At 36.7% G+C, this 21,956-nt stretch carries 22 protein-coding genes; 13 read left to right on the forward strand and 9 right to left on the reverse strand.

From position 1 onward, the window contains the following. The first annotated feature begins 27 nt into the window (after nucleotides 1-27). The 12 genes from ABVM52_RS05455 (at nucleotide 28) to argH (ending at nucleotide 11,775) form a co-directional block, all read left to right on the forward strand. Nucleotides 28-660, forward strand: a complete 633-nt coding sequence (locus ABVM52_RS05455; protein ID WP_405384398.1) for a GNAT family N-acetyltransferase — start codon at nucleotides 28-30, stop codon at nucleotides 658-660. A 187-nt stretch (nucleotides 661-847) separates the two neighbouring features. Continuing rightward, a complete protein-coding gene (locus tag ABVM52_RS05460; RefSeq protein ID WP_405384399.1) occupies nucleotides 848-2,035 on the forward strand; it encodes an argininosuccinate synthase in 1,188 nt (395 codons plus the stop codon). Between the two features lie 96 nt (nucleotides 2,036-2,131). Beyond that, complete coding sequence (gene argC, locus ABVM52_RS05465) at nucleotides 2,132-3,106, forward strand: N-acetyl-gamma-glutamyl-phosphate reductase (RefSeq protein WP_405384400.1); 975 nt, start codon at nucleotides 2,132-2,134, stop codon at nucleotides 3,104-3,106. Between the two features lie 187 nt (nucleotides 3,107-3,293). Next, on the forward strand, nucleotides 3,294-4,088 hold the full coding sequence (gene proC, locus ABVM52_RS05470; protein WP_405384401.1) for a pyrroline-5-carboxylate reductase: 795 nt from the start codon (nucleotides 3,294-3,296) through the stop codon (nucleotides 4,086-4,088). Nucleotides 4,089-4,133: 45 nt separating this feature from the next. After that, nucleotides 4,134-5,258: an aspartate aminotransferase family protein gene (locus tag ABVM52_RS05475; RefSeq protein ID WP_405384402.1), complete on the forward strand. Its 1,125-nt coding sequence runs from the start codon at nucleotides 4,134-4,136 to the stop codon at nucleotides 5,256-5,258. Further along, nucleotides 5,255-6,451 carry a glutamate-5-semialdehyde dehydrogenase gene (locus ABVM52_RS05480; protein WP_405384403.1) on the forward strand — a complete coding sequence of 399 codons (1,197 nt, stop codon included), beginning with the start codon at nucleotides 5,255-5,257 and terminating at the stop codon, nucleotides 6,449-6,451. Before ABVM52_RS05475 ends, ABVM52_RS05480 begins: the two co-directional genes overlap by 4 nt. Before the next feature lie 247 nt (nucleotides 6,452-6,698). After that, the gene (gene proB / locus ABVM52_RS05485; RefSeq protein WP_405384404.1) at nucleotides 6,699-7,466 is read left to right on the forward strand and encodes a glutamate 5-kinase; all 768 of its coding nucleotides are present in this window, start codon (nucleotides 6,699-6,701) and stop codon (nucleotides 7,464-7,466) included. After that, nucleotides 7,463-8,404 carry an acetylornithine carbamoyltransferase gene (locus tag ABVM52_RS05490; RefSeq protein ID WP_405384405.1) on the forward strand — a complete coding sequence of 314 codons (942 nt, stop codon included), beginning with the start codon at nucleotides 7,463-7,465 and terminating at the stop codon, nucleotides 8,402-8,404. The genes proB and ABVM52_RS05490 overlap by 4 nt, the downstream gene beginning before the upstream one ends. Further along, complete coding sequence (locus ABVM52_RS05495; RefSeq protein ID WP_405384406.1) at nucleotides 8,394-8,576, forward strand: hypothetical protein; 183 nt, start codon at nucleotides 8,394-8,396, stop codon at nucleotides 8,574-8,576. The genes ABVM52_RS05490 and ABVM52_RS05495 overlap by 11 nt, the downstream gene beginning before the upstream one ends. Then, nucleotides 8,566-9,345 (forward strand): acetylglutamate kinase, encoded by a 780-nt coding sequence (gene argB, locus ABVM52_RS05500; protein ID WP_405384407.1) that lies wholly within the window; start codon nucleotides 8,566-8,568, stop codon nucleotides 9,343-9,345. Before ABVM52_RS05495 ends, argB begins: the two co-directional genes overlap by 11 nt. Nucleotide 9,346: 1 nt before the next feature. Further along, entirely contained in the window at nucleotides 9,347-10,411 is a 1,065-nt protein-coding gene (locus ABVM52_RS05505; protein WP_405384408.1) for a M20 family metallo-hydrolase, read from the forward strand. An 83-nt stretch (nucleotides 10,412-10,494) separates the two neighbouring features. Beyond that, nucleotides 10,495-11,775, forward strand: coding sequence for an argininosuccinate lyase (gene argH / locus ABVM52_RS05510; protein ID WP_159302148.1), 1,281 nt, complete (start codon nucleotides 10,495-10,497; stop codon nucleotides 11,773-11,775). On the opposite strand, the gene ABVM52_RS05515 is transcribed toward argH, so the two are convergent. From ABVM52_RS05515 to ABVM52_RS05535, 5 genes are all read right to left on the reverse strand, one after another. Beyond that, a complete protein-coding gene (locus tag ABVM52_RS05515) occupies nucleotides 11,768-12,649 on the reverse strand; it encodes a YihY/virulence factor BrkB family protein (protein ID WP_159302149.1) in 882 nt (293 codons plus the stop codon). The two genes, argH and ABVM52_RS05515, sit on opposite strands and share 8 nt — an antisense overlap. Before the next feature lie 373 nt (nucleotides 12,650-13,022). Further along, nucleotides 13,023-13,865 carry a pseudouridine synthase gene (locus tag ABVM52_RS05520; RefSeq protein WP_405384409.1) on the reverse strand — a complete coding sequence of 281 codons (843 nt, stop codon included), beginning with the start codon at nucleotides 13,863-13,865 and terminating at the stop codon, nucleotides 13,023-13,025. A gap of 74 nt (nucleotides 13,866-13,939) precedes the next feature. After that, on the reverse strand, nucleotides 13,940-14,845 hold the full coding sequence (locus ABVM52_RS05525) for a geranylgeranylglycerol-phosphate geranylgeranyltransferase (protein ID WP_405384410.1): 906 nt from the start codon (nucleotides 14,843-14,845) through the stop codon (nucleotides 13,940-13,942). Between the two features lie 11 nt (nucleotides 14,846-14,856). After that, nucleotides 14,857-15,795 carry a mevalonate kinase gene (locus tag ABVM52_RS05530; RefSeq protein ID WP_405384411.1) on the reverse strand — a complete coding sequence of 313 codons (939 nt, stop codon included), beginning with the start codon at nucleotides 15,793-15,795 and terminating at the stop codon, nucleotides 14,857-14,859. A 140-nt stretch (nucleotides 15,796-15,935) separates the two neighbouring features. After that, a complete protein-coding gene (locus ABVM52_RS05535; RefSeq protein ID WP_405384412.1) occupies nucleotides 15,936-17,018 on the reverse strand; it encodes a diphosphomevalonate/mevalonate 3,5-bisphosphate decarboxylase family protein in 1,083 nt (360 codons plus the stop codon). Nucleotides 17,019-17,099: 81 nt separating this feature from the next. Here ABVM52_RS05535 and ABVM52_RS05540 point away from each other — a divergent pair, with 81 nt between their 5' ends. Then, nucleotides 17,100-17,573, forward strand: coding sequence for a TspO/MBR family protein (locus ABVM52_RS05540; protein WP_405384413.1), 474 nt, complete (start codon nucleotides 17,100-17,102; stop codon nucleotides 17,571-17,573). Here the strand turns inward: ABVM52_RS05540 and ABVM52_RS05545 are convergent. Genes ABVM52_RS05545 through ABVM52_RS05560 form a run of 4 tightly spaced genes read right to left on the reverse strand, consistent with a single transcriptional unit; the run spans nucleotide 17,570 to nucleotide 21,916 of the window. After that, nucleotides 17,570-18,109 carry a DUF1697 domain-containing protein gene (locus ABVM52_RS05545; protein ID WP_405384414.1) on the reverse strand — a complete coding sequence of 180 codons (540 nt, stop codon included), beginning with the start codon at nucleotides 18,107-18,109 and terminating at the stop codon, nucleotides 17,570-17,572. The genes ABVM52_RS05540 and ABVM52_RS05545 overlap by 4 nt on opposite strands. Nucleotide 18,110: 1 nt before the next feature. Then, nucleotides 18,111-19,391 carry an NAD(P)/FAD-dependent oxidoreductase gene (locus ABVM52_RS05550; protein WP_405384415.1) on the reverse strand — a complete coding sequence of 427 codons (1,281 nt, stop codon included), beginning with the start codon at nucleotides 19,389-19,391 and terminating at the stop codon, nucleotides 18,111-18,113. Further along, entirely contained in the window at nucleotides 19,391-20,083 is a 693-nt protein-coding gene (locus tag ABVM52_RS05555; protein ID WP_405384416.1) for a glycerophosphodiester phosphodiesterase, read from the reverse strand. Before ABVM52_RS05555 ends, ABVM52_RS05550 begins: the two co-directional genes overlap by 1 nt. Before the next feature lie 57 nt (nucleotides 20,084-20,140). Next, nucleotides 20,141-21,916, reverse strand: coding sequence for an alpha-amylase family protein (locus ABVM52_RS05560; protein ID WP_405384417.1), 1,776 nt, complete (start codon nucleotides 21,914-21,916; stop codon nucleotides 20,141-20,143). Nucleotides 21,917-21,956 lie beyond the last annotated feature (40 nt).

Below are 21,956 nucleotides of genomic sequence, written 5' to 3' on the forward strand. Positions count from 1 at the left end.
TTTTTACACTTTTAAATCTAACTGGCAATGAACTTAATTGTTGCTAACGAATCACATTTTAAATACGCTCAGGATATCTGTGATACCATAGCAGAATCTGCTAAAGTACGCGGTACCGGTATAGCAAAACGTACACCGGAATACATCCAAAAAAAACTATCCAATGGTAATGCCGTTTTAGCTTTGGATGGAGAGAAATTTGCTGGTTTTTGCTACATAGAGGTATGGGGGCACGAGAAATTTGTGGCCAACTCCGGACTCATTGTACACCCAGATTACAGGGGTCAAGGACTTGCAAAAAAAATCAAGGCAAAAATTTTCCAACTAAGCAGGGAAAAATTTCCAGATGCTAAAATATTCGGAATTACTACTGGTTTAGCAGTTATGAAAATTAACTACGAACTTGGCTACAAACCAGTTACCTTTTCTGAACTGACAGATGATCCAGAATTCTGGAAAGGATGTCAAACCTGCAAAAACTTCGATATTCTTACTAGAACAGAGCAAAAAATGTGTCTTTGTACCGGTATGTTATACGACCCGGTTTCCAAGAAAAAGGCAGAAGAAACAAAAGAAGTGAACGGTAAGGCATTTACAAGATTAAAAAGTATAAAACAGAGTTTGTTTTTAAGAAAGAAAGAAGAAAAAAGTAAACAATAACCTATAGAGTATAGAGTATAGAGTATAGAGTATAGAGTATAGAAGTTAAAATATAAATATTGAGACTAATGAAATAGCTGATTTTTATAAAATCTATTTTCTTTTCTCTTTTTTCTAACTTCTCTATTCTAATCCATATCAAACCAAAATAATAATTACCCGGCTTGCCGGAAACGAATATCATATCATGAAAAAATTAGTACTAGCATACAGCGGCGGATTGGACACTTCTTATTGCGCCAAACATTTATCAAAAGACAAAGGATTTGAAGTACATGCAGTTAGTGTAAATACTGGCGGATTTTCTTCGGATGAAATAAAGGAAATAGAAAAGAAATCCATTGAACTAGGCGCAACTTCTTACACCTCAATTGATGCCGTACAAACCTTTTATGACAAAGTTGTTAAGTACCTTATTTTTGGTAATGTACTAAAAAACAATACCTACCCACTATCTGTAAGTGCAGAACGTATTGTGCAAGCCATAGAAATTGTAAACTACGCAAAAAAAATTGGAGCCGGTTATATTGCCCACGGTAGTACCGGTGCTGGTAACGACCAAGTACGTTTCGATATGATTTTCCAAATCATTGCTCCCGAAATTGAAATCATTACTCCTATTAGAGATAACAAATTAGCTAGAGAAGAAGAGATTGCATATCTAAAGGAAAACGGAGTAGACTATCCTTGGGAGAAAGCTAAATATTCTATCAACAGAGGACTGTGGGGAACATCTGTGGGTGGTGAAGAAACACTAACTTCAGAAAAACCCTTGCCAGACAGCGCCTACCCTAGTCAATTACAAGAAAAGAACCCAACCGAGGTAAAACTTACATTCGAAAAAGGAGAGCTAGTTGCTATTGATGGAGAAAAAGACAATCCCGTTGCCAATATTGAAAAACTTGAGGCTTTGGCATCTAAATACGCCATTGGTAGAGATATTCACGTTGGCGATACTATTATTGGCACCAAGGGTAGAGTTGGTTTTGAAGCTCCTGCATCATTAATCATCATTAAGGCACACCACTTACTAGAGAAGCACACGCTTACCAAATGGCAACAATATCAAAAAGAGCAACAAGGTAATTTTTATGGCATGTTATTGCACGAGGGCAATTACCTAGATGCTGTAATGCGTAACATAGAAACTTTCTTGACCGATACGCAAAAAACGGTTTCCGGTGATGTATTCGTTGGTCTATATCCATTTCAGTTCAGGTTGCACGGTATCTCGTCTGAACACGATTTAATGACCGATGCTTTTGGTAAATATGGTGAAGTCAATAAAGGATGGACTGCAGATGACGCCAAAGGATTTATTAAAATTTTATCAAATTCAGGAAAGATATATAACCATGTAAATGGAAGTGAATAGTATAAAGTAAAGAGTACAAAGTATTAAGTTAAAGAACTTTTAGAAATCAGGTACTTCGTACTTAATACTTAATACTACTTACTAAAAAACAAAATTATGATTAAAGCAGGTATTATTGGCGGTTCTGGTTATACGGGTGGTGAACTTATTCGTATTCTATTGAATCACCCGGCAACGGAAATAGATTTTGTATTCAGTACCACTAGGGCTGGAAAAAAAGTAACTACTGCGCATCCGGATTTATTGGGAATTACCGACCTTGAGTTTACCGGTGATGTCAACTTAAATGTCAACGTTGTTTTTCTATGTTTGGGTCATGGCAACTCCACCGCATTTTTAAAGGCACATGATTTTTCCTCAGATACCGTAATCATCGATTTAAGTAATGATTTTAGATTACATGCCGATGCCAATTTTAATGACAAACAATTTGTTTACGGTTTGCCCGAATTGTTCAAAACAAATATTGAAAACGCAAAATATATTGCCAACCCAGGTTGTTTTGCTACCGCTATTCAATTGGCATTACTTCCATTGGCAAAAGCTGAGTTATTGGAAAACGAAGTGCACATTAATGCAGTAACCGGTAGTACTGGTGCAGGTGTTAGTCCGTCAGCGACTTCTCATTTTTCATGGAGAAATAATAACGTAAGCTGGTACAAGCCTTTTACGCATCAACATTTGGGTGAAATCAATGAGAGTTTGCGCTCCCTACAAGAGAACACGGGCAACTTATTTTTTATGCCTAACAGAGGGAATTTCACTCGTGGAATTCTAGCTACTTCATATACCAAATTTGAAGGTAGTTTAGAAGATGCAAAAAAAATATACAAAGATTTTTACAAGGATGCCGTGTTCACACAAATATCCGAAGAACCCATCAATCTAAAACAGGTAGTAAATACTAATCAGTGCCACATACACCTACATAAACATGAAGATGTATTATTAATTACGGCTGCGATTGACAATTTATTGAAAGGTGCATCGGGACAAGCAGTACAGAATATGAATTTAATTTTTGGGTTAGAAGAAAATTTAGGCTTGAATTTGAAAGCAGGGGTTTTTTAACTCGGCTACGCTCAGTTACCCATAAATTATATTGAGCAAAGCTAAAATTTTAGTTGATGGTTGATGGAAATTTAAAAAATCTATTTAAGGGATAAAGCATAAAATAATATAGTTTAATTATAAGCAGAGTATTCTAAGTATCAATCAATTAGAATACACTTGGCACTCAACACTTAATACAAAAAAAATGAAAACAGCTATTATAGGTGCAGGTAATTTAGGACTTTCCATAGCAAAGGGCATCCTAAACAGTAATGGTGCAACCAGCATGTACCTTACCAAAAGGGACACCAAATCTATTGCGGACTATGAAAAGTATGATAAGGTAACTGTTACTACTGACAATAGACTAGCCGTTGAAAATTCAGATATCTTGATTTTTGCGGTACAACCTATTCATTTTGCTGAAATTCTAGAGAGTATAAAAGACCTATTGACCGAGAAACATGTTATTATTTCTACCATAACCGGATTTAGTATCAAGAAAATTGAGGCTGTAATCGGTAAGGACAACTTTATTATTAGAAGTATGCCAAATACCGCCATTTCGGTAGGCAAATCAATGACCTGTATCTGTAGTAATGAAAAAGGTAAAAAAAGGGTAGAGCTGGCAAAAGCTATTTTCAACAGGATGGGACATTCTATGGAAATTCCCGAAGGACAAATGCAGGCCGCTACCGTAATATGTGCAAGTGGTGTTGCTTTTTGGATGCGTTTAATACGTGCCACTACCCAAGGAGCCATTCAACTAGGTTTTGATGCTAAAGAAGCACAAGAGCTGGCCATGCATACCTGTAACGGTGCCGCAAGCTTATTGATTGAATCGGGCAATCACCCTGAAGAAGAAATTGACCGTGTTACCACACCTATGGGCTGTACCATTACAGGCTTAAACGAAATGGAACACCAAGGACTTAGCTCATCATTAATACGTGGTATTATATCATCATACGACAAGATTACCGAATTTAAAAACAAGTAAACACGCGACCAAACCCGTTCAATTTGAACTTGAAACTTTTCAACTATGAAATTATTTGACGTTTATCCATTATATAATGTAACTCCCGTATCCGCGAAAGGTATTGTAGTTACAGATGACCAAGGACAGGATTATTTGGATTTCTATGGCGGACATGCCGTTATCTCCATTGGCCATACACACCCACATTATGTAAAACGTTTAAAAGATCAATTGGACAATATTGGCTTTTATAGCAATGCGGTACAGAATCCGTTACAGGTAGAATTGGCTGCAAAATTGGGGGAAGCATCAAACTGTGAAGATTACAATCTTTTTATGTGCAACTCTGGTGCTGAAGCTAATGAAAATGCCCTGAAAATGGCTTCTTTTGTAACGGGAAAATCCAAAATTATCGCCTTTAACAATGGTTTTCACGGTAGAACATCTGCTGCAGTAGCAACAACGGATAACCCTTCTATAAACGCAGAAATCAATTTACAGCATGAAGTTGTTTTTCTTGACCTGAACGACAGTAAGGGTTTTGAAAGGGAAATATCTAAAAATGTTTGCGCCGTAATTATTGAATCTATCCAAGGTGTTGGTGGTTTAGATGAACCTACAACTGAATTTTTACAGGAAGTAGCATCGTTATGTAAAGAAAATGATGCGTTATTAATTGCCGATGAAGTTCAATCGGGATTTGGTAGAAGTGGTAAATTCTTTGCATTTCAACACCATAATATTCAACCGGACATCATAAGTATTGCAAAAGGTATGGGCAACGGTTTTCCTGTTGGTGGCATTCTAATTCACGACAGTATCAAGGCAAAATACGGCATGTTGGGCACCACTTTTGGTGGCAATCATTTGGCTTGTGCAGCTACTATGGCGGTTTTAGAAGTAATTGAAAAAGAAAACCTAATTAGCAATGCTAAAGAACTAGGCGAATATTTCAACGAAAAAGCAAAAGAAATTCCGCAAGTAAAACGGGTAAAGGGTAAAGGCTTAATGTTAGGACTTGAATTTGATTTTCAGGTTGCCGATCTACGAAAAAAATTGATTCATGAGCACTTCTTATTTACCGGTGGTGCTAAAGATAAAACGGTACTTAGAATATTACCGGCATTGAACATTACCAAACAAGATTTAGATGTGTTTTTCACAGCTCTTAAGACTGCCTTAATATGAAAACAACACTTAGTATCACAAAAAGAAATGCCGTATTAAAGCGTATGGCAGAATTGGTTCAACAAGAGGAATCCATTTTAATCTCTGCCAATGAAAAAGATTTGAACTCCTTTGAATCTGGAGACATTGCCATGATAGATCGCTTAAAAGTAGATAAATCAAAGGTGGCTGAAATGGTATCATCCTTGAAAAAACTAGCATCTTTACCAGACCCCTTGCATGTAGAACGATTTCAATTTACCCATGATAACGGTATGGAAATCAGCAACAAAACAGCTCCGTTTGGAACCATCATGATCATCTACGAATCTAGACCGGATGTTACTATTGAGGCTGCAGGAATTGCTTTTAAATCAGGGAATAAAATATTATTAAAAGGCGGTAAAGAGTCATTAAATTCTAACTTAGTTTTGGTCAATCTTTGGCACAAGGCTTTAGAATCTTGTGACTGTGCTACAGATTGGGTGAGCTACCTCAATTATTCTAGAACAGAAACACAACAATTTTTAGAAAACCCAACGCAAAAACTCGATTTAATCGTTCCTCGTGGTGGTGAAAAACTAATCGCTTTTGTAAAGCAACACGCTAAATGCCCCGTAATTGTTAGCGGAAGAGGAAACAACTTTGTATATGTTTCTCAAGATGCGGACTTGCAAATGGCGCTAGATGTAATCATCAATGCCAAGACCACCAAAATATCTGCTTGCAACGCTGTGGACAAAGTAATTATATCTAGAGATTTACCTCGCAAGGTGGAATTTTTAAATCACTTGATACAAACTTTAAAAAAGCACAAGGTCGAAATTTTGACCGATGCCAAACTTTCAGGTTTGGAAGGCACTTCACAAATGGAAGATGAATCCGTTTGGTACGAAGAATTTTTAGATTATAAAATAGTACTGGGACAAGTGCCAAATGTAGACGAGGCCATACAGCTAATCAATACGTACGGCGGTGGTCACTCCGCTTCCATTATTACCAAAAATGAAGAGGAGGCTGATATTTTTATGCAATCAGTTGACACGGCTGCAGTATACCATAATGCATCTACACGTTTTACCGATGGTGGGCAGTTTGGACTAGGCGGTGAACTTGCGATAAGTACAGATAAATTACACCAACGCGGACCAATTGGATTACAGCATTTAATAACCAATAAATGGTATGTAAAAGGGAATGGACAGGTTAGATAGGTGATTCGTTGTTCGTTGTTCGTTGTTCGTTGTTCGTTGTTCGTTGTTCGTTGTTCGTAAAATAAATAATTTATGTCCGGTCGAGCGCAGTCGAGACCTAAAGAAGGAGTTAGGAGTTAGGAGGTAGGAGGTAGGAGTTAGGAGTTAGGAGTTAGGAGTTAGGAGTTAGGAGTTAGGAGTTAGGAGTTAGGAGTTAGGAGTTAGGAGTTAGGAAAATAAGATTTCACCTAACATAAACGATATTAAAATGTTGAAAAAGAGAATTTTATTGAAATTAGGTTCTAATACCTTAACCAAAGACACTGATCATATTTCCCGTGGAAAAATTGAGGATATTGGTCGGCAAATAGCAGCATTAAAAGATCAATACGAATTCATTATCGTAAGTTCAGGGGCTATTGCTGCCGCAAAGCAATTCGTTAAAATTGAACATAATGGAGAGGATATCAATGTAAAACAAGCATTGGCATCAATAGGTCAGCCTCACCTCATGCGTATATTTCAAGAAAATTTTAGGGAATTGGGTCTGTTCTCCTCCCAATGTTTATTATCGTATTCCGACTTTGAAAAAGAGCGAACAAGAATAAATATTAAAAATACCATCAATGTTCTTGTGGCCAACAATTTCATTCCTATCATCAATGAAAACGATACGGTGGCAACCGATGAAATCAAATTTGGAGATAATGATAAGTTAGCCGGATTGACCGCATCTCTTTTATCCGCAGATATTCTTATCATCGCAACGAATACTGACGGAATTTATACAAAATCGTCCTTAACCACTTCTTCGCCAAAAACAATAGAAGCAGTTTCAGACCTAACCGAATTAGTCAAAGAAATAGGGGAATCTAAATCTACCCACGGTACTGGTGGAATGCAATCAAAAATAGACGCAGCCACCATTGCACAAAAAGCAGGTATTGAAACCTGGATCACCAATGGCCTGAACGATAACTTTATTGTTGATGCCATTAAAAATAAAAGCATATTTACAAAAATTAAAGCATCATGAATTACCTTTCAATAAACGATATAGACGTTCTATCCAACTGGGTAAAAGAAGCCATATCACTTAAAAAGCAGCCTAAAAAATTTAAAGAATTAGGTAAAGACAAAACTATAGGTCTTTTATTTTTTAACAACTCGCTACGTACCCGCTTAAGCACTCAAAAAGCTGCTATGAACTTGGGCATGGAAGTTATTGTCATGAATTTTGGTAGTGAAGGTTGGGCGCTTGAATATGCTGATGGTACTGTTATGGACCAAGGTACTTCTGAGCATATTAAAGAAGCTGCACAGGTAATTTCTCAATACTGTGATATTATTGCCATTCGTGCGTTTGCAGGATTGGTAGATAAGGAGCTGGATGAAGCCGAACAAGTTTTGAGCGGATTTAAAGAATATGCTTCCGTCCCTATCGTGAATATGGAAAGCTCCGTTGGGCATCCGTTACAGGCACTTACAGATGCCATTACGCTAGAAGAACATAATTTCAAGAACAACCCAAAAGTGGTCTTATCTTGGGCACCACACCCTAAGGCATTACCACATGCCGTTGCCAATTCATTCGTACAGATGATGCAAAAGCAAAATGCTGAATTTGTAATTACGCACCCAAAGGGTTATGAGTTAGACCCAAGCATTACAAAAGATTGTACCATTGAGCACGACCATGAAAAGGCTTTAGAAAATGCAGATTTTGTGTACGTAAAAAACTGGAGCAGTTATACTAATTATGGTCAAATAAAATCTCAAGATGCTAATTGGCAAATGACTCTTAAGAAACTAGGGAAAGCTAAATTTATGCATTGCCTGCCGGTACGTAGAAATGTTGTTGTTGCCGATGAGGTTTTGGATAGCAATCAGTCTTTGGTCATAGAACAAGCGAATAACAGAACGTACGCAGCACAATTGGTGCTAAAGAAAATATTGGAAAGCAATGAAAATTAATAAGTGGATTTACATAGGCATCGCTTTATTTGCATTCATTCTATTTGTAGCCAATATGGTTAATATAGACCATAGTACTGCGCACTGGAAAGCCTATATGGGTCCGGTCAGTAATATTATTCTCATAATTGCCATGGTACTCATGTTTAAATTTTCCGATTATGAAAAATAAATTAAGTGTTGTAAAAATTGGTGGCAATGTCATAGAAGATGAAAAAGCTTTAGACGTTTTTCTTACTGCTTTTTCTAAACTTGAAGGATTAAAAATATTAGTACACGGTGGTGGTAAATTAGCTACACAATTGGCTACTAAACTTGGTATTGAATCTAAAATGATAGATGGTAGGCGCATTACCGATGCTGAAACCGTAGATATCATTACCATGGTCTATGGCGGATTGGCAAACAAGAAAATTGTTGCTCAACTACAGGCAAAAAACACAAATGCTATTGGCTTAAGTGGTGCGGACGGTAATAGTATACAAGCGCATAAACGCCCTGTAAAAAAAATTGATTACGGATTTGTTGGTGATATTGATAGTGTAAATTCAGGTTTACTGACCAAGCTTTTATCCGCCGATTTAACGCCTATTTTCTGCGCCTTATCGCATGATGGAGCCGGACAATTATTAAATACGAATGCAGATACCATTGCTTCTGAAATTGCAATTGGTATGGCATCTAGCTATGAAACAACCTTGTATTATTGCTTTGAAAAAAAAGGGGTTTTAATGGATATCGCAAATGAGAACAGTGTAGTTAAACACATTGATTCCAACACTTATCAAGAGCTATTATCTGACCGTATCATTGCGGACGGAATGCTGCCAAAACTGCACAATTGCTTTCACGCGCTGAACAATAGCGTGTCAAAAGTATGTTTAGGCGATGTTACCATGCTCGATAAAGAAACAGAACTGTTCACGACCATAAAATTATAAGATGAACCAAAAAGAACTTACAGAAAGTGCTATCACCTTATTGAAAGAACTTATTTCAATAGAATCATTTTCAAAAGAAGAAGATAAAACAGCCGATGCCATACAAGCTTGGTTGTCTAAATATGATATCCCTACAGAAAGAGATCTCAACAACGTTATTGCGAAAAATAAATACTGGGACGACTCAAAACCGACCTTGCTATTGAACTCGCACCACGACACGGTAAAACCAAATTCTGCCTATACCAAAGATCCATTTCACCCGCATATAGAAGATGGCAAGCTATTTGGATTGGGAAGCAATGATGCCGGCGGACCGTTGGTTTCTCTTTTGGCAACTTTCGTTACCTATTACGAATCTGAAGACCTCAACCATAACATTTTAATGGTAGCCTCTGCCGAAGAGGAGAATGCCGGTGAAAATAGCTTACGTGGCTTATTGCCTAAACTTCCACACATTGATGTGGCTATAGTTGGTGAGCCTACATTAATGCAACTTGCAATCGCAGAAAAAGGATTAGTGGTTTTTGATGCTGTAGTTAAGGGGACTCCTTCCCATGCAGCGCATCCTAATAACGATAATTCCATTTACAATACCATTAAAGTACTGGAATGGTTCAAGAACTATACATTTGAAAAGACCTCTGAAGCATTGGGCGATGTAAAATTGACGGTTACACAAATTAACGCAGGTAAACAACACAATGTAGTACCAGCACAAGTAGATTTAGTGGTAGATGTTCGTGTAAACGATTCTTATAGTAATAAAGAAATAGCAGATTTACTAAAGAAGGATGCGCCATGCGAATTAAAGGAACGATCTTTACGTTTAAATTCATCTAAAATAGATAAAGACCACCCGTTGGTACAATCTGGCATTGCATTGGGTAGAACTACATATGGCTCGCCTACATTATCCGATCAAGCGGCGTTAAGTTGCCAATCGTTAAAATTGGGGCCTGGTGACAGTACTCGCTCCCACTCTGCCAATGAATTTATCTATGTGCATGAAATAGAAGAAGGTATAGATTTGTATATTAAAATATTAAAAGGATTTCTGCACTAAGCGTGCGGCTAATTATAAATTAAAAATCAATTATGTTTTTAGCTTGATACTTGAGCTTGACACTTGAACTTGACACTTGAATTATGAAACTCTGGGATAAAGGATTTAGCACTGATAAAAAGATTGATCATTTTACTGTTGGCAATGATAGGGAACTAGACTTGCTTCTGGCAAAGTATGATGTTATAGCATCTAAGGCACACGCTAAAATGCTTGGTAAAATAGGATTGATTTCTCCTAAAGAAACTGTTGAGCTTGTAAATGAGTTGGACAATATTGCGGCGCGAATAGAAAAAGGTACTTTTTCTATAGAAAATTCTTTTGAAGACATGCATTCTAAAATTGAATACATGCTTACCCTAAGCTTAGGTGATACCGGTAAAAAAATACACACGGCACGCTCTAGAAACGACCAGGTTCTTGTGGCAATGCATTTATACCTAAAGGATGAATTGACCGAAATTAAGTCGATGACCAAATCGCTTTTCAACCTGTTATTGGTTAAGGCACAAGAACATAAAGATGTGATGTTACCTGGGTATACACATTTACAGATCGCGATGCCTTCCTCATTCGGACTATGGTTTTCTGCCTATGCAGAGAGTTTAATAGATGACCTTTATTTTATTGAAGCCGCCTATAAGGTTGCCGACCAAAATCCGTTAGGTAGTGCCGCTGGTTATGGTAGTTCTTTTGCCATAGACCGTAGCTTCACTACCGAAGAAATGGGTTTTGAAACTATGAAGTACAATGTAGTTGCCGCACAAATGAGTAGAGGAAAAGCAGAAAAAGCAGCAGCCTTTGGTATTGCCAATATTGCCGCGACCTTATCTAAAATGGCTATGGATATCTGTTTGTATATGAGTCAGAATTTTGATTTTATCTCATTTCCAGATGAGTTGACCACAGGTTCCAGCATAATGCCACACAAGAAAAACCCAGATGTTTTTGAATTGGTAAGGGGTAAGTGCAACAAACTACAATCCATTCCTAATCAATTAACCTTGGTCATCAACAATTTACCAAGTGGCTACCATAGAGATTTACAATTGGTGAAAGAAATCATTGTTCCTGCAATACAGGATATGAAAGCATGCTTAGAGATTTTAACCTTTAGTCTAAAAGAAATTAAGGTGAACGACAGTATTCTAGACGATCCTAAATATGATTATTTATTCAGTGTAGATACCTTAAACGAGTTGGTACAAAGTGGAATGCCATTTAGGGATGCCTACAAAAAAATGGGAATGGAAATCAATGAAGGTACATTTACTCCTAAGAGAGATATTCACCACACTCACGAGGGTAGCTTAGGTAATTTATGCTTGAAAGAAATTCATGATAAAATGAAAAAGCTTAGTTAACCTTTACATACTTATCTGAATAAATTTTGGTGAATTGTGCTCCAAATGTAACAATGAGACTGGAATAAGAAACCCAGAGCATTACCAAAATAATACTCCCGGCCGCGCCATAGGTAGAGCCGGGTTCTGCTTTACCAAAGTAAAATGCTAGCGCATATTTACCTATTAAAAACAATATTGCCGTTAACGCCGCTCCTACTTTTACCGCTTTCCATCGCACACGGGTACTCGGCAAATATTTGAACATAGCCCCAAACAACAAGTAGATAAACCCTAAGGATAAAATTAAATCTATAACAAAACCAAGTTCTAGCATACCTTCTGGTAATAATCTAGAAAGTTGAGTAGAAAATGCCGACAACAATGAGGTCAATACAAAACTGACCAATAATAAAAACCCGATAATCAATATGAACCCAAAGCCTTTTAAGCGCATAAACAACGTAGATAAAAACTCATTGGAGTATTTAGGTTTTGTTTCCCAAATATCATTTAATGCATTCTGCAATTGATAAAACACCCCGGTTGCACCATAAATAAGTACCCCTACACCTAATAGCGTTGCTACCAGAGAGGTCTGCTGGTTGCCTTGATTTTTTATTATATCTTGAATAGATTGCGCTGTATCCGGACCCATTGCTGATGAAATCTCTGCGAACAACTCACCCTGTACTATTTCCTTACCCCATATACCTCCTACCAATTCTAGAATTAAAATAAGTAAACCTGGTAACGATAAAATGGCATAATAGGCGATAATGGCACTAATTTGAAAGGGCTCTTTTTCCATCCACCCTTTAAAGGTTTTTACCAATAGTTTAGGTAGATGGGATAATTTAAATTTAGATATGTTATTCTTAGGTTCAGCAGACATGCATCAATCGGTTTACACTATTCCTAAATATACTTTGGAAACTTTTTTTGCAGTGATCCAATCCAAAAAAATACTATCTCTTAAGCATACTACATCAGCTTATAACCAATTGATTATTATCTATTTCAAGCTATAAATCTTTTACACAACTGATTAAATCCAAAAATATACTGAAGCCTCTATTACTAGCCACCAATTCAAAAAAACATATAATTAGAAATAAACGAAACGTTAAGGATATTTGGGTTATAATACAATATATAGTTATAATATTGCTATGAACAATTCACCATTGGGAAATTCCCACGGCATAATTGCCACATATAGGTTTGGTAAAGGTTTCCCTACAGATTAATTTAATAGGCAATTAGGATTATTTGATCATTTTAAGATTAATGACCTCTTGTGGTGTTAAGTACCTCCAATGCCCCCGTGGCAAATCTTTTTTGGTCAAACCACCATATACTACTCTATCCAACCTTTGGATATTATACCCCAAAGTTTCAAACAAGCGCTTAACAATCTTATTCCTTGAACTATAAATCTCTATACCCACTTCCCTTTTGGGTGCATCGTTGATATAACTAATGTCCTGTACTCGAACCGGTTTTTCATCTACTACAACGCCTTCCTGTATTTTCTTTAGATCTGCGCTTCGTAGTTCAACATCCAAAACAACGTGATAAATTTTACGCAATCCGTTAATGGGACTTTTTAAGGTCTTGGTCATACTGCCATCATTGGTAAACAGTAACAGACCCGTATCTTCCTTATCTAACTTATCTACAGGCAAAAGTTTTGATTTAGAGGCACTGGAAATTAAACCAGAAACATGTCTTTTTCCTTTTTCGTCCCTAATAGTAGTAACGAAATCCTTAGGTTTGTTCAACAAGACATATTCTTTTTTTACGGGATTTAATAGTTGGCCATCAAATTTCACCTCATCGGTCAATTTTACCTTGTAACCCATTTCTGTAATTGGTTTGCCGTTGACCGTTACATTGCCCGCAGCAATATAGATATCGGCATCCCTACGTGAGCAAACACCTGAGTTTGCCACATATTTGTTTAAGCGAATTGAATTAGGGTCTGATGGCTTACTTGGAGATGCATTTTTTTTAATCGGCGCATTACCACGAGCATAGCTTTTTTTCTTAAAATTACCACCCTGTCTTCCAGAAGCCTTTTTACCCCTACTTGAATCATCCCTACTCATAATTGTACCAATTTTATGCAAAGGTAGCAAATTGCAGTGCCGTTCAAATTTTTATATGAACATAATACAAAGAACTATAAAATTCTATTGAGAACCAGGTCAACATCTATGAGTAAAATACTAAAGACACCAGCTACGATGATCAGTTTTAGAATATTATGCAACCAAACATAATCCTTTTTATTATTAGATTTCAATAACAAAAAGATGAATAGTATAAGCAATAGTACACACCCTATAAAGTAAAGGTTCATGTAACCAATATCAAACTTAAAAATTAGTAATAATGACGGTAGAAGTGTAAAGAGAATCAAACACGTAATAATTGTTTTAGAAATATTGGCTCCATAAATAATTGGTATGGTCCGATAATTTTGAGCTACATCTCCAGAGATATTTTCCAAATCCTTCACCATTTCACGGGCCAGTATCAATAAAAACAGAAATATGGCATGAACAAAAATGACATTCTCAAAATTTTTATAATATACAAATACTACAAAAAAAGGTGTTATGGCCAATGTTGCCGATATAAAATTACCCAACAGGGGAACCCTTTTAAGTTTATGGGAATAAATCCAGATTCCAAAAATATAGGAAGAAAAGAAGAATACTGCCCTAAAAGAAACATAGCTAGCTGCTATGACCGCCAAAAAATTCAAGACAAAATACGTAGTTAATTTAAATCGTTGGCTCACCAAACGATCTAACATACTTTTCCTAGGTTTATTGATCAGGTCTTTTTCTGCGTCGTAAAAATTGTTAATGATATACCCTGCCGCAATGACCATAGCCGAAGCTAAAACAATGACGAACAAATTAACATCAAAAACAACTTGTCTAAGGGGCAAATCTGGTGCCAAGATGTATATGGATGCCAAATATTGAGCCAAGGCAATGACCAGAATATTATAGCCCCGTACTACCGAAAAAAGACTCAGTACCTTTAGAAGTAAGAGCTTGTTTTTTCTATTGAGCATTTTGGTACGTCCTAAAAATTATAAACGACCTCTAATCTATAGTCCTTGAGTGCTGTCTGTGCTTTTTCAAAATCCTCGGTGAATCCTAAAATGTAACCTCCGCCACCAGAGCCACATAATTTCAGATAATAATCATTGGTTTCAATACCTTTCTTCCACAAGTCATGGAATTTTACGGGTATCATAGGTTTAAAATTATCCAAAACAACATGAGACAATTGCTTTAGATTTCCGAATAATGATTTAATGTTACCACTCACAAAATCTTCTACACAGGCATCTGTATGCTTAATAAACTGATTTTTCAGCATACTTCTAAAACCATCGTTCTTCATTTGTTCCATGAAAATCTGCACCATGGGTGCGGTTTCACCCACCGTGCCACTATCCAACAAGAAAACAGCCCCTTTACCTTCACTGTTCTGGGAGGGTATACTGGTAGATTCTATATTATCCTTGGAATTTATTAATATGGGTAAACTTAAATAACTATTCAATGGATCAAGACCGGAAGATTTTCCATGGAAAAAAGATTCCATAGCTCCAAATATAGATTTAAGTTTTAAAAGTTTTTCCCTGGTCAAATTTTCTAAGACCGTAATTTTGTTATTGGCATACTTATCATAGATTGCGGCCACCAATGCACCGCTACTGCCTACTCCATATCCTTGCGGTATAGAACTATCAAAATACATTCCAGAGGCAATATCACTTTTAAGCAGCGCCATATCAAAAGTTACGAAATCCTCTTCCTTCTCTGATAATTCTTCCAAGTAATCTGCAAAAGCAGCTAGACTTTTATTGGATTTTTCCGCTTCTGGTGATAATGAGGTATCTGATTTTAAAGCGCCATTGTAAAAATTATACGGTATGGACAAACCTTTGGAATCCTTAATGATACCATACTCTCCAAAGAGAAGAATTTTTGAATAAAATAATGGTCCTTTCATACTTTAAAATCTAAGCAAATATCTAAAAAACTGGTCAATAATGATTAAAAATTCAGTTAAAGTTTAATCTTTTACCTTTAAACGTTAAACAAAATTAATTTTTTATCAATGTTTAACGCTAATGTTATCTTCTACAAAGCTTAATGTTTCTTTGCTCCTTGACCAATTTGATCACAAATATACTGCCCGTTTTGACAAAAAGAAATTAACTTCTCTTTTATAAACGGAAAAACGATATCTTTTTCATTTTCAGGATATAACACATGTACATTAGCCCCTGCATCTAATGTAAAACAAATATGGGTTTTGCTTTCTTCCCTAAACTTCCAAATCTCATTAATGATAGAAAGAGTATTTGGCTTCATTAAAATAAAATAAGGATTACTGGTCATCATCATGGCATGTAAAGTAAGGGCCTCACTCTCTACGATATTTATAAAATCCCTTAAATTCCCTTCAGCCAAAACTAGTCTAAGCTTTTCTAAATTATCATGAGCTTGTTCAAATCTTTGGGATGCGAATGGATGCCCGTGCATAAGCTCATGACCTACTGTACTACTTACTTGCTTCTCCCCTTTATCTACCAACAAAATGGTATCATGAAAATTATGGAATACATCATGTACTTTATACGGATATTTAATGCCAAATAAGTTTGAACTACCTTCAACCGAAGCGGTTTCTCCCCATTGAACCATAGGACCTTCAATACTACGACATGCGCTCCCAGACCCTAGTCGGGCCAGAAACGATACTTTTCTATTAAAAAATTCATCTGTCATAGGTGCAGAAAATGACCTTTCCATTTCCATAAAACATAACGCCAGAGCAGACATACCGCTAGCAGACGAAGCAATACCACTACTATGTGGAAAAGTATTTGATGTTCGTATGACCAAATGATAATCATTTAAAAAAGGTAGATACTCCGCTATCCTTTTTAAAAATGTTCTAATTTTTGGTTTAAATTCTTCTTTTTCTTCTCCCTCAAAATAAAGTTCAAAAGAAAAGTCATTGTCTTTTTGAGCTTTCTTCCGGTATTCCACACTGGTTTTTGTAGTACAAGCCGCAAGGGTAAAACTGATTGATGGATTAGCCGGGATTTGATTTTCCCTTTTACCCCAATACTTGATCAATGCAATATTACTGGGTGATGAATACCCTACTACACCATTTTCTTTCAATGTTATATAGGATACTGGGATAAAATCTTTTTCTGACATTGAATTTTGAATTTGTGCAAATATAGTTTTTAGGACTATCAATTAAAATAAATCCTTATTTTAGAGTCAAAGGCCAACCAATTGAAACGAAAGCTTACGTATATACTTATTGGCATTGTCATATGTTCCATAATAGGTTTTCTGAGCAGTGTGGTAACACAAAGCTCGGTAAACGGTTGGTACATGACATTGAACAAACCAAGTTTTAATCCTCCCAATTGGGTTTTCGCCCCCGTTTGGAGCGTGCTTTATATTATGATGGGTGTTTCAGCAGGATGGGTATGGGCCAAAGGCTTTCATCATAAATGGGTGAAGACCGGACTCTACCACTTTGGGTTTCAACTTCTTTTAAATGGTCTATGGAGTATTGTCTTTTTTGGATTAAAACAGCCCTTTATAGCATTATTGATTATTATAACGCTTTTAATTGTACTGGGCCTTACCATTAAATGGTTTAATGTAGTCAGTAAAATTGCAGCATATCTTTTAATTCCATATTTCCTATGGGTCTGTTTTGCTACAGTTCTGAATTTTAAGATTTGGGAATTAAATTAATTTGACAATGCTAGCATTTTGTTCATTGTCCTATAATTTCTGGTAGTTGCCAGTACATTCAACTTACGTTCTATAAGATTGTTGTTCAATTTGGCTTTACCGTAACCCACATTGCACTTTAGGTAAACACAATTATTGGTAACCAAAAATTCCTCATTAGCATAGGCTTCTAATGTTAACTTCTCTATATCATCCTGAATTGGCCAATTATTTAACAGCACAAAGTAATTTTGCTTTTGCAAGTTTTCATCATCTGTTTTAAAGGGATTCTGATTTAAAATTTCTTTCACCTGCTCTACGGTCTTCACTATTACCGGAATATTAAATTTAAAATGGTCTAAAATTGCAGCGGATAGCAGCTTTTCCAATTCTTTCGTATTGTCCCATTCACTTTTAAAAAGTACATTCCCACTTTGTATATACGTTTTAACCTCTTTTAATTCTTGGTCAACGAGCAACTCTTTTAGCTCAGCCATTGGAACTTTATTCTTTCCACTAACATTGATTCCCCGAAGAAATGCGATATAGGTTTTCATGTTATTCACTATTTGTGTTTAGATCGTTAACAACACCTTTTGCAGCAATGAAGCCACCTGTCCATGCATTTTGAAAGTTGAATCCGCCAGTAATGGCATCTACATTAATAATTTCACCGGCAAAATACAGGCCAGGTAATATTTTGCTTTCATAGGTCTTGAAGTTTATTTCCTTCAGATCAATTCCGCCTGCAGTAACAAATTCCTCTTTAAAAGTGCTTTTCCCGTTTACTTGAAATATACCAGCAGTCAACTGTTCCGCTAATTTTGCCAATTGCTGTTTTGATACTTCCGGCCAAGTCATTGTATCATCAATTCCAGATGCGTTGACCAAATTAGCCCATAATCGCTTTGGTATATCCAGCACTTTGGTCCTTAAAACCGTTTTCTTTTCTACCTGCTTTACCTTAAGAAGCAGTGCCAATAATCCGTCTTGATGATACTCCGGAATCCAATTCACCTGAATTTTAAACTGATAATTGTACTGTTCTAAAATTCGTGCGCCCCATGCCGATAATTTCAAAATAGCTGGTCCGCTCATACCCCAATGGGTTACCAGCAAAGGGCCCTCTGAAATTAAATTTGACGCCTCTAATTTTAATCGTGTTGATGGTTTCCTAACATTCTTTTTTGGTAGCACCTTAACTTCTGCATGAGTGGCAACACCAGGAATATCCACTATCCGGTCATCTTTAATATTGAAAGTGAACAATGAGGGTACCGGTTGCACAATAGTATGCCCAAGAGCCTCAATATAATTCCACATTTTAGGATTGCTTCCGGTGGCCAGAATAAGCTTATTACAGTACATGTAACCATCACCAATGGCAACTTTCCAGTTATTTGTTCCTTCCTCTACCATGTGCTCAATACCAGTGACAGAGCAATGTGTTTTCACTTGAATTCCCAATCTATCCGCCTCAGAAAGAAAACAGTCTATAATGGTTTGTGAAGAATTACTAACAGGAAACATTCTACCATCTTCCTCAATCTTCAAGGCAACCCCACGTTCCTCAAAAAAACCAATGGTATCACCACTGGCATAGGTATGAAAAGGCCCTAAAAGCTCCTTTTCTCCTCTTGGATAATTTTTACTTAAATCACTGGGGTTAAATTCTGCATGTGTTACATTACAACGCCCACCACCAGATACTTTTACCTTGGTAAGTACATCCTTACCACGTTCCAATATTGCAATTTTGGTTTGCGGTCTACTCTCGGCAATATGTATTGCCGCATAAAATCCTGCCGCACCACCACCAATTACAAGAACATCGTACATTAATTTACTCGTTCAGGAAAATTGGTGATTATGCCATCTACCTTAATACGTTTCATAGCATTTATGTCTGCAGGCTCATTAACCGTCCATGTATAAATTTTGAATCCGGCATCGCGTATTTCATTGGCTTTCTCCAAATCCAAATTTTTAAAGTACGGATTAATGGCCACGGCGTTTAATTCTTTAGCCATAGGTATAGCTTTTACAGGGTCTTCCTCGGTTAAAACCGCAATAGCCACATTTGGATTTAACTTTCGCATCATTTTCAACTCCTCCCAATTAAAGCTAGAAATAATAAAATTCTCTGCTGACCAATTTTGGTTTTCAATATAATACTTCATGATATGATTGACCTTGTCCGCAGTACCGGGTCCTTTCAATTCTATGTTCAAGGCTACTTTATTGTCTATTAACTTTAACACATCTTGAAGCATGGGTATTTTATGACCGCCCTCAACAATAACCTTTCTTAAATCAAGTATGTAATAATCCTCTATACTTCCTGGAGCGTTGGTCAAGCGGTCCAAGGTTTCGTCATGAAAAACTACAATTTCACCACTTTTAATCTTAAAAACATCAATTTCTATCATATCTACTCCTAAATCCATTGCTTTCTGTATGGATGGTAGCGTATTTTCGGTTTCGTGCCCCATAGCACCTCTATGACCAATTACTAAAGGTTCGTTTTTCATATGACAAGATGCTAAAATGAGACAAATAAGTGCTAGATAAATACTTTTAGGCATGTGCTATTGTTTTAATTCAAAAATAAAGGATTCTAACGGATTTAAACTAATGGCAATATGCCCTTCTCCGTTACTAATTTGCAATTGATGCTTACTGCCATACAGGACATCTACCAACTCATAGGAGTTTTTGGTCAATTGCCATTGGTCTACTATGTCTACCGGCAACTTTAAATCAAAGGAAAAATGGTCATTGACATCAAAATTAGATACTATAATCAACTTTTGTTTTTCTGCCCACCGCACATAAGACAATACTCTATGGTTGTAGTTTTCAGTAAGTTCCTTATTGTAAAAATGTATTTCCCTGTAAGCTCCCATTAAGGCCTCACTGCCAATGGTAAACGTTAATAACCGCTTATAAAAATCACGTAAAGCCACCTCTTTTGGAGTAGATTGGCCTCCATCAAACTTCTTGTTGTTTACCCATCTTTGGTGATGCGGCACACCTATATAATCAAATATCGATGTTCTTGACGGACTCCCAAAACCTGCATGTTCTGCCGCCGGCTCCCCTACTTCTTGCCCAAAATAAATCATTGTGGGCGACGTACTTATTGTAGCGGAAACGACCATTGCCGGTCTACCAATTTCCGCATTACCAACAAATTCTGGACTAGCAATACGTTGTTCATCATGGTTTTCCAAAAAATGAAGCATATGATGCTCTATATCTTGCAAGCCGTTTTGTACCACCGGTAAATGATCGGACCACCCATAGCCTTTCATAATATGTTTTAGACCATCATAAAAATCCACTTTATCATACAGGTAGTCCATTTTTCCTTTTTGGATATAGGTTCTGTACAAATCTGGATTATACACCTCTGCCATTAAAAAAGCATCTGGGTTTTTCATTTTGATGGATGAATTCATAAAACTCCAGAATTCTACCGGAACCATTTCTGCCATGTCGTACCTAAATCCGTCAACACCCATATCTAACCAATACAGGGCAATGTCCCTAAATTTTCGCCATGAACTGGGTACTATCTTTTTCTTCCAGTAATTAAAATGCTCTTTATAATCTTTTTCTCCAAAATCATTGGGAAGCATGTCAAAATCAAGTCCGCCATCTGGGCGCACGCCATAATTAATTCGTACCGTTTCGTACCAATCGTTCATATCCGGCTGTGGACTACGCGAGCCATTACCCGTCCATTTAGCAGGTATCTCCACTAATTTGGGAAATGGAAAGTTAGGCTGATTACCTCCTAACGGGCTATAACCATCTCGCCAATTTGGATGTTGAAATTCACTGCCAGGTATATAATAAAAGTTATTATCTTTTTGATATTCAACAGAGGTATCATCACCAAAACCAAAATCGGACACCCCTTTCGGGTTTGTTTTTCCTTCGTACTTTCTAGCCACATGGTTTGGCACAATATCAATAATGACTTTCATACCCGCTTCATGGGTACGCTCAATAAGTAATTTGAACTCTTTTAACCTTTCTGATGGATTTTCAGCTAAATCTGGGTTAACATTATAGTAATCCTTAACGGCATATGGTGAGCCTGCCCTTCCTTTGACCACTGCCGGATCATCATTTGAAATACCAATTTCAGTATAATCATTTATCACCGCATGATGCGGTACACCTGTGTACCAAATATGGGTAATTCCCAAATTTTTAATTTCCAACAGGGCCTTTTTACTGAAATCCGCAAATTTACCTACACCGTTTTCCTCTATTGTACCCCATGGCTTATTCGTAGTACTTGTATTACCGAACAATCTGGTAAACACATGGTAAATAACAATTTTACTATTCATTGACACAAATTCTCATTCATTGTCCTAAACTAAAAAGAAG

The organism is Maribacter sp. LLG6340-A2, from assembly GCF_045057105.1.
Classification (GTDB): Bacteria; Bacteroidota; Bacteroidia; order Flavobacteriales; family Flavobacteriaceae; genus Maribacter.

Excerpts from the sequence above, each read along its gene's own strand:
- ABVM52_RS05455 (WP_405384398.1), top strand. The coding sequence starts at position 28 with ATGAACTTAATTGTTGCTAACGAATCACATTTTAAATACGCTCAGGAT.
- ABVM52_RS05460 (WP_405384399.1), top strand. The coding sequence starts at position 848 with ATGAAAAAATTAGTACTAGCATACAGCGGCGGATTGGACACTTCTTAT.
- argC (WP_405384400.1), top strand. The coding sequence starts at position 2,132 with ATGATTAAAGCAGGTATTATTGGCGGTTCTGGTTATACGGGTGGTGAA.
- proC (WP_405384401.1), top strand. The coding sequence starts at position 3,294 with ATGAAAACAGCTATTATAGGTGCAGGTAATTTAGGACTTTCCATAGCA.
- ABVM52_RS05475 (WP_405384402.1), top strand. The coding sequence starts at position 4,134 with ATGAAATTATTTGACGTTTATCCATTATATAATGTAACTCCCGTATCC.
- ABVM52_RS05480 (WP_405384403.1), top strand. The coding sequence starts at position 5,255 with ATGAAAACAACACTTAGTATCACAAAAAGAAATGCCGTATTAAAGCGT.
- proB (WP_405384404.1), top strand. The coding sequence starts at position 6,699 with ATGTTGAAAAAGAGAATTTTATTGAAATTAGGTTCTAATACCTTAACC.
- ABVM52_RS05490 (WP_405384405.1), top strand. The coding sequence starts at position 7,463 with ATGAATTACCTTTCAATAAACGATATAGACGTTCTATCCAACTGGGTA.
- ABVM52_RS05495 (WP_405384406.1), top strand. The coding sequence starts at position 8,394 with ATGAAAATTAATAAGTGGATTTACATAGGCATCGCTTTATTTGCATTC.
- argB (WP_405384407.1), top strand. The coding sequence starts at position 8,566 with ATGAAAAATAAATTAAGTGTTGTAAAAATTGGTGGCAATGTCATAGAA.
- ABVM52_RS05505 (WP_405384408.1), top strand. The coding sequence starts at position 9,347 with ATGAACCAAAAAGAACTTACAGAAAGTGCTATCACCTTATTGAAAGAA.
- argH (WP_159302148.1), top strand. The coding sequence starts at position 10,495 with ATGAAACTCTGGGATAAAGGATTTAGCACTGATAAAAAGATTGATCAT.
- ABVM52_RS05515 (WP_159302149.1), bottom strand. The coding sequence starts at position 12,649 with ATGTCTGCTGAACCTAAGAATAACATATCTAAATTTAAATTATCCCAT.
- ABVM52_RS05520 (WP_405384409.1), bottom strand. The coding sequence starts at position 13,865 with ATGAGTAGGGATGATTCAAGTAGGGGTAAAAAGGCTTCTGGAAGACAG.
- ABVM52_RS05525 (WP_405384410.1), bottom strand. The coding sequence starts at position 14,845 with ATGCTCAATAGAAAAAACAAGCTCTTACTTCTAAAGGTACTGAGTCTT.
- ABVM52_RS05530 (WP_405384411.1), bottom strand. The coding sequence starts at position 15,795 with ATGAAAGGACCATTATTTTATTCAAAAATTCTTCTCTTTGGAGAGTAT.
- ABVM52_RS05535 (WP_405384412.1), bottom strand. The coding sequence starts at position 17,018 with ATGTCAGAAAAAGATTTTATCCCAGTATCCTATATAACATTGAAAGAA.
- ABVM52_RS05545 (WP_405384414.1), bottom strand. The coding sequence starts at position 18,109 with ATGAAAACCTATATCGCATTTCTTCGGGGAATCAATGTTAGTGGAAAG.
- ABVM52_RS05550 (WP_405384415.1), bottom strand. The coding sequence starts at position 19,391 with ATGTACGATGTTCTTGTAATTGGTGGTGGTGCGGCAGGATTTTATGCG.
- ABVM52_RS05555 (WP_405384416.1), bottom strand. The coding sequence starts at position 20,083 with ATGAAAAACGAACCTTTAGTAATTGGTCATAGAGGTGCTATGGGGCAC.
- ABVM52_RS05560 (WP_405384417.1), bottom strand. The coding sequence starts at position 21,916 with ATGAATAGTAAAATTGTTATTTACCATGTGTTTACCAGATTGTTCGGT.